This window comes from Pseudomonas helleri (assembly GCF_045830615.1).
Classification (GTDB): Bacteria; Pseudomonadota; Gammaproteobacteria; order Pseudomonadales; family Pseudomonadaceae; genus Aquipseudomonas; species Aquipseudomonas helleri.
This window is the reverse complement of record NZ_CP174501.1, coordinates 5,118,899-5,129,005: the sequence shown is the minus strand read 5'-3', so window position 1 is coordinate 5,129,005 and position 10,107 is coordinate 5,118,899. Positions and strand designations below refer to the sequence as shown.

Below are 10,107 nucleotides of genomic sequence, written 5' to 3'. Positions count from 1 at the left end.
GTCTCAGGCAGCCTGTTTGGCTGTGACAAAAGCCGCAAGGCTGGTCACGTTGGAAAAGTGGTCACGGGTGTCTTTGGCGTCGGCATCTATTTTGATGCCATAGGTTTTTTGGATCGCCAGGCCCAGCTCCAGGGCGTCGACCGAGTCCAGCCCCAGGCCTTCGCCAAACAGGGTTTGCTCATCGCCAATGTCGCTGATGCTGATGTCTTCAAGGCCCAGGGCGTCGATGATCAGCTGTTTGATTTCATTGTGTAGATCGCTCATCTGTGGCGAGCTCCTTAATAAAGTAGTCATGCACGAAGTCGTTAAGCAGGCGCGAAGCCTTGGGCGGCGGGCCTGCTGCTGCAAAGGCATTTGGATCTATATCGGCCCCGACACAAAAACTGAAGTGCACGCGGCGTTTGGGGATGCGGTACCACGGCTCGGCTTTGGTCAGCGTGGTGGGGCTGACCTTGATTACCACCGGCGTGAGGATTTTCGCACCGCGCAAGGCGATGGCGGCGGCCCCCCGATGAAAGGCCGGCATCTGGCCTGGCGGGGTGCGGGTGCCCTCCGGGAAGATAATCAGCGTCTGGCCTTGTTGCAGGGCCTCTGCGGCCTTGTCGAGCATGTCGATGCTGCCGTCATTGCTGATGTATTGCGTGGCGCGTACGGGGCTGCGGGTGAACGGATTCTGCCAAAGGCTTTGCTTGACCACGCAATTGGCGTTACGCACCAGCCCGATCAGAAACACCACATCAATCAGCGAGGGATGGTTGGCAATGATCATTTGGCCGGGGCGCCCGAGGCGCTCGGCACCTTGCACGTCATAGGTCAGTACGCCCAGGCGGGCCATAAAGCGGATAAACAGCCAGAACAGTCGGCTGACGGTGTAACGCGCGCGCTCGCGCTGGCGCAGGGCGTCGCCTGGCAAGCAACTGAGCAGCGGGAAAATGACCAGTCGCAGGCACAGGCACCCAAACCCGAACAGCACGAAGCTGATGGCGGTGGCCAGCAGGCGCCAGTAGTAAGCATTAGCGGTTTTCACGACGTACGTTGCCACTGCCAGAGCCGGTTTTCCCAGGCGTGTTGAAACGACGTCTGGCCGCTGAGCAGGTGCTGTAACAATTGCAATGCATGGGGCCACGGGGCTTGGGCGACATCAGCAGGCCGGGTGGACAACGACAGGTGCCACTGCTCACCGGGTGTCAGCAGCAGGCCTGCGGCATAGGCAAAGGGCACGTCGTCAACCCAGGGCCGGTAAGCCTCGGGTGGTAGTTCTTCAGTGATCACCAGCAGCACGGCGGGCGCGCCGTCATTAAGCAGCGCACAGGCTTCGATCAGGCCATGTTCTAGGCCATCACCGGCGGCCGCGAGGGCAGTCATTTCGCTGGTTTCGCCGCGCATGATCGACCACAGGCCAATGACCGCATTGTGTACCGAGAGGCTGAACTGGGTGGGTGACAAGGGCTGACTGGCTGCGAGCTCGTTCAGCATGTCGAAGGTGCGCGGGGTTTCGCCGTGGCGCGAAACAAACACCAGTGGCAGCGCCTCATGACCCTCTGCCAAGGGCCAGCCGACACTGAATGCCATGCGTGCCAGGCGACTGAGGCGGCGGCGTTGCATGGCCGGTAAAAACGACACGTCGGGGCTGGCATCGCTGGCGGCGATCGCGTGGGGGTGCTGGCTCCAGGCCTGCCAATCGGCCACGCTGTCGAGGCCCGGAGCCCAGGCTCGCCAAGCGGCAATATTGAAGTTAATCACTGGAGATTTATCCCGCCCTTGCGGGCTTCCTTGATGCGAAGGTAGGCAGCGGTCAATGCGGCACTAGTAACAAAGTGGCGGCATTATCCCGGTGCTGTTGGTTCGTAGCAAATATCGCTTACATTTTTGTGCCGGTTTTTTGGCTTATCGGACGAAATAGCTATCTTTTTGTAATCGCTAAACTATGGGCGCCTGTATGACTTTGAAAAAAGAGGTCTGTTCCGGCGTATATAGGGATAAATCTGCCTTGGTTGTAGCTCTTTTCTCTGCGAGGTAGCGAAGTTGTTCTCAGGGCATCTACACTCGGGCACTTATTGATACACGGAGGTTTTGAAATGCGTCGCGTGGTGTTCAACCAAAAAGGTGGTGTGGGCAAATCCAGCATCGCTTGTAACCTGGCGGCCGTCAGTGCCAGCGAGGGGTATCGCACTCTGTTGGTCGATCTGGATGCTCAGGCCAACTCCACTCAATACCTCACCGGGCTAACAGGTGATGACATCCCGATGGGTATCGCCGAGTTCTTCAAGCAAAGCCTGTCTGCGGGCGTTGGGTCGAAGAAGAATCGGGTCGATATTTACGAAACACCGTTCGACAACCTGCACATCATTACCGCCACGCCCGAACTGGCAGACTTGCAGCCCAAGCTTGAGGCCAAGCACAAGATCAACAAGCTCAAAAAGCTGCTTGATGACTTGGCTGAAGACTACGACCGCATTTACATCGACACACCGCCCGCGCTGAATTTTTATGCGGTATCGGCATTGATTGCCTGCGATCGTGTATTGATCCCCTTTGACTGCGACAGCTTTTCGCGTCAGGCGTTGTACGGCCTGCTGAGCGAAATTGAAGAGCTGAAAGAGGACCACAACGAAGACCTGCTGGTTGAAGGCATTGTGGTCAACCAGTTCCAGGCCCGCGCCAGCCTGCCGCAGCAAATGCTCGATGAGTTGATTGCCGAAGGCCTGCCCGTGCTGCCGGTGTACCTCAGCAGCTCAGTCAAAATGCGCGAGTCGCATCAGGCCAGCCAGCCGCTGGTGTATTTCGAACCACGGCACAAGCTGACCCTGCAATTTGTTGAGCTACACGATCACCTGGACCAAAACGCTTAAGCCCGCACGCCGTGGCTTTGCAGCCAGGCCTTGAGCTGTTGCAACGGGAAGGCGCCGCTTTGACGGGCGACTTCCTGGCTGTTTTTGTACAGGATCAGGCTCGGAATCGAGCGAATGCCTAGTTGCGCTGACAGTTGCGGGTTAGCCTCGCTGTCGAGCTTGGCCAACCGGCACACACCCACCAATTGGCTGGCCGCCTGTTCAAACACCGGCGCAAAGGCCTTGCACGGCCCACACCAGTCCGCCCACACATCCACCAGCAGCGGCAGGTCGCCTTTGATCTGGCTGGCATAATCGGTTTCTTTCAGATCGAAAGGCTTGGCGATCAACACCTCATTCTTACAGCGCCCACACTTGGGGTGCTCGCCCACGCGTGCGGCGGGGATACGGTTAAGGCCGTTGCAGTGAGGGCAGGGGATAAGCAGCGGGTCGGTCATTTCAAATACTCCGGAAATTGCTGTGGCACGCTCCTGCAAAAATGAGCACGTCGCGTAGAGGTGCAGTTCAGCAGATGTTGCCCCCGCCCGCCACTGGCTGTGACGTATCTGCTCACAATGTGCCTGCGCCGCCTTGAGCCCTTGAATCTAGGCTGTTGAAACCCGCCTGATGAGACACCGTCGGTCAGATGCTGAATATCGCGCTTTGCGATATAGCGAAAGCGGGCTTACCCTTCATAGCAAGATGCGATAGGGACATTGCATGCGAGTGATTACTGCGAAACGTATTTGGGAGGCCAAGGAACAATGGCCACATTCCGCCAGTGCTCTGGATGAGTGGTATCGCAAGATCAAGGTCCTCAACCCTGAAGATTTCGCTGCGTTGAGGTCGTTTTTCCCTGCGACTGACAAAGTCGGTTCTTTGCATGTATTTAATATTGGCGGCAATAAATTGCGTCTGATTGCGGTAGTGCGGTATCGGGTGCAGCGCCTCTACATTCGTCATGTGCTGGATCATCGTGAATATGACAAAGGTAAATGGAAGGAGTAACCCAATGAATGCACTGATCGAACAGGCCGCCCAGCATTGGCAGTTCGTTTCGCCACTGTTGCGAAAACCTGAAAATGAAGCGGATTACGACCAGTTGGTTGAAGCCCTTGATGAACTGACCGACCGCATTGGCGACGATGAAAGCCACCCGCTCATGAGCCTGGTAGACATCATCGGTGATTGGGTCGAAGCCTATGACCTTGAGCATCGGCCGATGCCCAAGGTCAGTGGTGTTGATGTGCTGCGCTCAGTGATGCAAGAGCATGGGCTGAACCAGAGTGATCTGCCGGGCGTGGGCACGCAGTCGGTGGTATCCGAAATCCTCAGCGGCAAGCGTCAGCTTAACGTGCGCCAAATTCGCTGGCTGGCAGATCACTTTAAAGTGCCGGTAGAGATGTTTATTTGAGGGTGTCGGCCTGCAATACGCTGTCTAGCGTTGCATCCACCAGGCCTTTGCTCATTTCCACCAGTTGCAAGCTGGCAAACGTCAGGCTGTGGCTGGTTTGAGGGCTGGCGACCTGGCTTTCGGCGCACAGAGCCGTGGCGCTGCTGAGTAACTGGGCTGCCAGTTCCAGCGCGAGTTTGATGGGGATACCGGCGTTAACGCTGAACAGGCAATCGCCGGTCAGGCTGTGGCCGAAAGGGGTTTGATGAGTGATCAGGGGCATGGGTTAACTCCACTATGAGATTGGAGTTGCCACATATCGCCGTCAAACGAAGGGTGGCAACTGTGTGCAGGTTGACGGACCGGTCATAGTGGAACCCGGCGCACCCGAAGATGCCCCACACACAGTCGCCATAACAATCATTCGGGCACGAAAGTGCGCGAACGAATTTCTAGACTATGCGTTCCACTATGAAGAGCCCGACCGTCAAACCGGATCACGAATGTGTCGTGACGTCGGCGAGGATAGGGGCTGGCGCACAGAGGGTCAATCGGCTGGAAGGTAGTCCGCTTCCCTGACTTCAGACGAATACGTCTGTTATAGCGGGTGCCCTTCACTGCTATGGGATGTAGGTGCGCCACAGGTCTCGCGACTTTTTAAGATCAAAAGATCGCGAGACAAGCTCGCTCCTACAGGGGTGGTGGAGGCTTTGAGACTAAATGCTTGCCAGTCGTTTGGCGTAGCGTTGCAGGCCCGTTAGCACGCCTCATATCTGTAAGCGAGCTTGCTCGCGATCTTTTGATCTTGGCCGTTGCCGCGCGGGATGGTTTTGCGGCCGCTGCGCTGCCGATCGCAGCCTTCGTACCTCGTCAGCGACTACAGGTTTTGGGTGCGCCACACCACCCTGTAGGAGCGAGCTTGCTCGCGATCTTTTGATCTTGGCCGTTGCCGCGCAGGATGGTTTTGCGGCCGCTGCGCTGCCGATCGCAGCCTTCGTACCTCGTCAGCTCCTACAAGATTTGCGTGCGCCACACCACCCTGTTGGAGCTTGCTCGCGATCTTTTTAAGAGGAGCAACTGATTTCTAGGTGCTTGCCCCACTCGGGTGGGCGTTCGGCGTAGGGTTGCATGCCCGGCTGTTCGGTGAACGGTTGGGTCAGGACGCTGTGCAAGCGCCGTACTTCGCTGTAATCCCCGGCTTCGGCGGCGTCGATGGCTTTTTGTGCCAGGTAGTTGCGCAGGATGTACAGCGGGTTGACCGCGTGCATGCGTTCACGGCGCTGCTGTTGGTCTGGCTCGCCGTCGCGGGCCACGCGGGCGAGGTATTGCGCGGCCCATTCGTCAAAGCCCTTGAGGTCGATAAAGTCGTCGCGCAAGCGGGCAACCGCGTGTTCTGCCGGTTCGTCGCCCAAGCGGCGCAAGAACAGGGTGTAGTCGATGGCACTGCCTTGCATGCGTTGCAGCAGGTCTTCGATCAGTTTTTGATCACCGTCTTCGGCGGTGGTCAGGCCCAGGCGGCGGCGCATCAGGTCGAGGTAGTGCGCCTGGTACAGCGGCAAGAACAAGCCCAATGTTTCACGCAGGGCGTCAACGCTGATAAACGGTGTCAGTGCCTGGGCCAGGGCGCTGAGGTTCCACTGGCCAATGGGCACCTGGTTGCTGAAGGAGTAGCGCCCCTGGTGGTCGGAGTGGTTGCAGATGAACTGCGCGTCGAAGTCGTCAAGAAAGGCGAACGGGCCGAAGTCGAAGGTAATGCCCAGAATCGACATGTTGTCGGTGTTCATCACACCGTGACAAAACCCGTAGGCCTGCCATTTGGCGATCAGTTCAGCGTTGCGCTCGACGATTTCGCGGAACATCGCCAGATGGGGCTCCGGCTGCTCCAGGCATTCAGGGTAGTGCAGGGCCAGCACGTGGTCGGCCAGTTGCTTTAGCTGTTCCGGGCGTTTGGTGTAGTAAAAGTATTCAAAGTGCCCGAAGCGGATATGGCTGTGCGCCAGGCGCAGCACCATGGCGCCGCGTTCTTGTTTTTCACGCCACACCGGGGTGTCGGAGCCGATCACGCACAGGGCGCGACTGGTGGGAATACCCAGCGCGTGCAGGGCTTCGCTGGCGAGAAACTCGCGGATCGATGAGCGCAGCACCGCACGGCCATCGCCCATGCGCGAGTAGGGCGTCATGCCGGCGCCTTTGAGGTGCAGGTCCCAATGCTCGCCCGCCTGGTTGTAGACCTCGCCCAGCAACAGCCCGCGGCCATCGCCCAGTTGCGGGTTGTACGAGCCGAACTGGTGGCCGGAATAGATCATCGCCCGTGGCTCGGCATCGGCCCATAAGGTATGGCCGCCAAACAGTTGGGCAAACACCGGGTCGTGGGCCACGGCCGGGTCCAGGTCGAGCAAGGCCATTGCCGCATCGCTGGCGACCACCAGCCGTGGTGCGTCGAGAGGGTCGGGCAGCACGTGGGTTGAAAACGCGTCACCCAGGCGGGCGAAACGGTTGTCAAAGGTCAGTTCGTCGAGGGCTTTCAATGGCCGTCTCCAGCAAAATGCATGTTAGTCGGGCTTACCCGGCAGGGGCTTTTGTTCCGGCGTTGGCAGGTCCATGGGCACCAGTTTGTATTCCTGGTTGCTGGTGTTCTTGAGGTACACCTCCATCTGCTGGAACGAGATGTTGATGTTGTGTGCCTTGAACTCGCGGTTGATAAAGCGGTTCACTTCGTCGATCACCGGGTTGCGGTCGCCCAGGTCACGCACGTGCATGCGCAGTTCGTGGTCCAGCGTGCTTTGCCCGAAGCTTAAGAAGTACACATGCGGCTCGGGCTCTTTGAGCACGCGGGGGTTTTCTTGCGCGGCCTTGAGCAGCAGGCTTTTGACCAGGTCCAGGTCGGAGCCGTAATCAACGCCCAGCTTGAGGGTCACGCGGGTGATGGTGTCGGTCAGCGACCAGTTGATCAGTTGCCCGGTGATAAAGGTCTTGTTCGGGACAATGATGTCTTTGCGGTCGAAGTCGGTGATGGTGGTCGCGCGGATGCGGATCTTGCTCACGGTACCCGACAGGTTGCCGATGGTGATGGTGTCGCCAATGCGCACCGGGCGCTCGAAGAGGATCATGATGCCGGAGATAAAGTTGGCGAAGATCTCCTGCATCCCGAAGCCCAGGCCCACCGAGAGGGCCGCCACCAGCCATTGCAGCTTGTCCCAGCTCACGCCCAGGGTTGAGAGCGTGGCGACAAAGCCGACGCCGATGATCACGTACGTCAGCAGCGTGGTGGTGGCGTAGGCGCTGCCTTGCGCCAGGTCTAGCCGTGACAGCACCAGCACTTCAAGCAAACCGGGCAGGTTGCGCGCCAGGGCAATGCTGATGCCGACGATGATCAACGCGCCCAGCACGTCACCAATGCTGATGGGCACCATGCTCATGTTGGCGCCGGTACCGCTGGTGTATTCGTACAGGGTGATGTTGTCGAGGTAGGAAAAGACCGAAATCAAGTCGGCCCAGACCCAATACAGCACCCCGATAAACGCCGCGAGCAAGGCCAGACGAATCAGGCGCAGCGATTGCTGGTTGACCTGTTCGATGTCCAGTGTCGGCTCTTCAACGATGGCGTCGTTGCCTTCACCGGCTTCCTTGGCCGCCTGGCGCTTGGCCAAAGCCCGCTGGTAGGCCAGCCGCCGCGCCGCGACCGAGAGGCCGCGCACAAAGGTGGCTTCAACCACCAGCCAGAGCATCAGCAGGTACAGGGTGTTAATAAGTCGGTCGCTGAGTTTGAGCGCGGTGTAGTAGTAGCCAAAACACACTGCCACAAACAGTGCGAGGGGCAGCAGGGCGAAGGCGAAACCGAGCAGCTTGCGCACGCGGTAGGCTTTTTTCTCGGTCTGGTCGTTGAGGATCAGGCGGCACAGCAGCCACGCCATGGTGGCGTAGCACGTCAACACCACCAGGATGCCCAGCACGTCGTCGGCCAGCGCCGCCGGTTGCTGTTCGGCAAAGGCGACCACGGCCACCAGTGCCAGCACCACCAGGCCGAGTCTGCGGATCCAGTTTTGCAGGAAGGCAACCAGCGGTTTCTCCCAGCGAAAATGCAATTCGGCCACGCCGCCCGGCGCCAGAATCCGGTAGGCGGTGTAGAACACCAGCCAGGCTTCGGCCATTTGCATCAAGGCCGCACCAGTGTTGGCGTTCATGCCGCGGGCATCGGTTTGCAAGGCGTACCCGCACAGGGCCAGGGCCAGTGAAACCGGCATCGCCAGCAAGATGTTGATGAGGATCGCCAGCGGCGTGTGCCACTGGCTGTCGCGCTTGAAGTGGCCAATGTCCTTATGGATATCGTTGAGCTTGTTGTACAGGTAGCGGCGCTTCCACAGCAGGGCGATCATCACCAGCACAAAAGGCAAAAACAGCAGCGGCCGCTGGATCAGGCCTTCAGCCAGTTCGGTGACGCTGGAACCCCACGGCAGGGTGACAAGTTGTTGCTTGAGGTGGCGCGGGGCCGATTCCAGCCAATCCAGATCCAGCGGCTTGTTGCTGGGGATCCAGAACATCTGCTCATCCAGCGTCGCCCGCAGGCCCTGCGCGGTGCTGAGCAGTTGCTTCTGGTTCAGTTGCAGGTTGATCGACTCGCTGAGCAGCGAGCTGAGTTCGCGGTTCAAGCGGTCCAGCAGGTCGCTGCGGGTGTTGACCAGTTCGAGCAGGGTTTTGCGCAGTTGCGGCGTCACCTGGTCGGCGGGCTGGGTCGACAGCAGGTTATCCACATAGGTAATCGGGTTGCTGATCAGCTCGCGCTGTTGGTTGATCTCAAATTGGTACAAGCGGATATCGGCGATTTCATCGGCCAGATTCTTGTCCATCTTTTGCAGGCGCGGCAGGGCTTGTTTCTGCTGATAGAGGATTTTGGACAGCAGCAAACTGCCCCGCAGGACGTTGATTTGCTCATCCAGGGCCTGGTCACTTTGGGTGACGTTGTCCAACTGCTGCTTGGTTTCAAGGTTCTGCTGGGTGACCACGTTGAGCCGGTCGGTGCTGCGTAACAGGTAATCGGAGAGCCTGAGGTTGGTCGCGCTTTCGGTGGCCAGCAAGCTGCTGCTGCCAGACTTTTGCGCCTCAATCGATTGCTCGGTCACGGTCTGTTGCGACTGGGCCAGACGCTTCTTGTTGATCAGGGTCTGCAGGTCCTGGATTTCCTGGTCCTGGCGCGTGGTTTTTTCCAGCAGCAAGTCGTGCTGGCTGCCGCTCAAGTCTTGCAGTTGGCTGTTGCCGGCCAGCTCCTGACGGCGCAGTGCGATCAACGCGGTGAGCGCTGCCGATTCGGCACTGAGCTGATTGCGTTGATCGCCAGTGAGCAATTTGCCGTTGTCGCGGCCGACTTTGAGGATGTTGCCGATCTGCTGAATGCGGGTCTGGCTGTTGCTGATCTCGGCCTGGGCGCGCTCGGGGCGGGTCTGGGCGGCGATGCTCTGGGTGTTGGCGCTGGCCAGGGCTTTTTGCAGCTCACCTTGCTCGGTGGTGCGGTCGGCGAGCATTTGCTCCAGTTGCTGCACCGACAGCGTGGCGTAGCGCTGCTCGATGGGCACCACTTTGCTGGCCTTGAGGCGGGCCAGTTCGCGCTGGTTATCGATGGTTTGGCGCGGGGCACTGTGGAGCTGGTCTTTGACCTCGATCAGGCGCTGTTCGTAGTCGCTTTTGTTGGCCAGAAAGCTCAAGGTCTGCTCGAGCACGGTCTGCAAGGCTTTCTGGTCGGCGTCGGGCAGTTTGCGGTCGGCTATTTTGTCCAGGCTGAGCTGCACGGCCTCGGCCGAAGGCGGGTCGCCCGCGTAAACCGGGCCAACGGAAAGGCTCAGGCCGAGCAGGACTGTTGCGAAGAACGTGCGCAGAGTTGGCATAGAA

At 59.0% G+C, this 10,107-nt stretch carries 10 protein-coding genes; 3 read left to right on the top strand and 7 right to left on the bottom strand.

What is annotated here, in order from left to right; translation table 11 throughout:
• Positions 1-3: 3 nt before the first annotated feature.
• The 3 genes from ACJJU9_RS23010 to ACJJU9_RS23000 are packed head-to-tail and all read right to left on the bottom strand — an operon-like array spanning position 4 to position 1,743.
• Positions 4-264 carry a phosphopantetheine-binding protein gene (locus ACJJU9_RS23010; protein WP_153332558.1) on the bottom strand — a complete coding sequence of 87 codons (261 nt, stop codon included), beginning with the start codon at positions 262-264 and terminating at the stop codon, positions 4-6.
• On the bottom strand, positions 245-1,027 hold the full coding sequence (locus ACJJU9_RS23005; protein WP_406549855.1) for a lysophospholipid acyltransferase family protein: 783 nt from the start codon (positions 1,025-1,027) through the stop codon (positions 245-247). Before ACJJU9_RS23005 ends, ACJJU9_RS23010 begins: the two co-directional genes overlap by 20 nt.
• Positions 1,024-1,743: a beta-ketoacyl synthase chain length factor gene (locus tag ACJJU9_RS23000; RefSeq protein WP_323368871.1), complete on the bottom strand. Its 720-nt coding sequence runs from the start codon at positions 1,741-1,743 to the stop codon at positions 1,024-1,026. Before ACJJU9_RS23000 ends, ACJJU9_RS23005 begins: the two co-directional genes overlap by 4 nt.
• A gap of 335 nt (positions 1,744-2,078) precedes the next feature.
• Between ACJJU9_RS23000 and ACJJU9_RS22995 the strand changes: the two genes are divergently transcribed.
• Entirely contained in the window at positions 2,079-2,852 is a 774-nt protein-coding gene (locus ACJJU9_RS22995; protein WP_407729606.1) for a ParA family protein, read from the top strand.
• On the opposite strand, the gene trxC is transcribed toward ACJJU9_RS22995, so the two are convergent.
• Complete coding sequence (gene trxC / locus ACJJU9_RS22990; protein WP_407729605.1) at positions 2,849-3,289, bottom strand: thioredoxin TrxC; 441 nt, start codon at positions 3,287-3,289, stop codon at positions 2,849-2,851. The two genes, ACJJU9_RS22995 and trxC, sit on opposite strands and share 4 nt — an antisense overlap.
• A 262-nt stretch (positions 3,290-3,551) precedes the next feature.
• On the opposite strand from trxC, the gene ACJJU9_RS22985 reads away from it, so the two are divergent.
• The gene (locus ACJJU9_RS22985) at positions 3,552-3,839 is read left to right on the top strand and encodes a type II toxin-antitoxin system HigB family toxin (RefSeq protein ID WP_048366671.1); all 288 of its coding nucleotides are present in this window, start codon (positions 3,552-3,554) and stop codon (positions 3,837-3,839) included.
• Positions 3,840-3,843: 4 nt separating this feature from the next.
• Positions 3,844-4,245, top strand: a complete 402-nt coding sequence (locus ACJJU9_RS22980) for a type II toxin-antitoxin system HigA family antitoxin (protein WP_048386318.1) — start codon at positions 3,844-3,846, stop codon at positions 4,243-4,245.
• Here the strand turns inward: ACJJU9_RS22980 and ACJJU9_RS22975 are convergent.
• From ACJJU9_RS22975 to mscK, 3 genes are all read right to left on the bottom strand, one after another.
• On the bottom strand, positions 4,238-4,507 hold the full coding sequence (locus tag ACJJU9_RS22975; protein ID WP_407729604.1) for a DUF3077 domain-containing protein: 270 nt from the start codon (positions 4,505-4,507) through the stop codon (positions 4,238-4,240). The genes ACJJU9_RS22980 and ACJJU9_RS22975 overlap by 8 nt on opposite strands.
• 781 nt (positions 4,508-5,288) lie before the next feature.
• Positions 5,289-6,752: a protein adenylyltransferase SelO gene (gene selO / locus ACJJU9_RS22970; protein WP_153373539.1), complete on the bottom strand. Its 1,464-nt coding sequence runs from the start codon at positions 6,750-6,752 to the stop codon at positions 5,289-5,291.
• A 24-nt stretch (positions 6,753-6,776) separates the two neighbouring features.
• Entirely contained in the window at positions 6,777-10,103 is a 3,327-nt protein-coding gene (gene mscK, locus ACJJU9_RS22965; protein WP_048386314.1) for a mechanosensitive channel MscK, read from the bottom strand.
• Between the last annotated feature and the right edge of the window lie 4 nt (positions 10,104-10,107).